The organism is Isoptericola croceus, assembly GCF_029382255.1.
Lineage (GTDB): Bacteria > Actinomycetota > Actinomycetes > Actinomycetales > Cellulomonadaceae > Isoptericola > Isoptericola croceus.
Genome location: NZ_JARLLG010000096.1, coordinates 1 through 291 on the forward strand (window position 1 = coordinate 1; position 291 = coordinate 291).

The window sequence follows — 291 nt, forward strand, 5'->3', positions numbered from 1 at the left end:
GGGCGCCGGGATTCTGGGCGCCAGGATTCTGGGCGCCGGGATTCGGGGCGCCCGCGCCCCGCGCCACCGGTGCCATGAGCCGCTCCGCTCCCGGCCGCGGCTTCGCCGGCAGGATCTCCACCCGCCTGACCCTCGGCGCCGCGCTCCTGGTTTCGCTCGCCGGGTTGGTCTCGATCGAGCGGCTGTTCGCCCCCAAAGCCGAGCTCTGGCCGCGCTGGCAGGCGCACGATCCGGGCTCGACCGAAACCGTCGACCACTCGGTCTGGCAGCGCATCCTCGGGACCTACCTGG

The 291-nt window shown here is 74.2% G+C and carries 1 protein-coding gene; it reads left to right on the top strand.

The genetic code is table 11. The features are described 5' to 3' along the window. Window positions 1-74 precede the first annotated feature (74 nt). Window positions 75-291 (top strand): hypothetical protein (locus tag PZC42_RS20820; protein ID WP_277213990.1); only part of this gene is annotated, 217 nt, incomplete at its 3' end.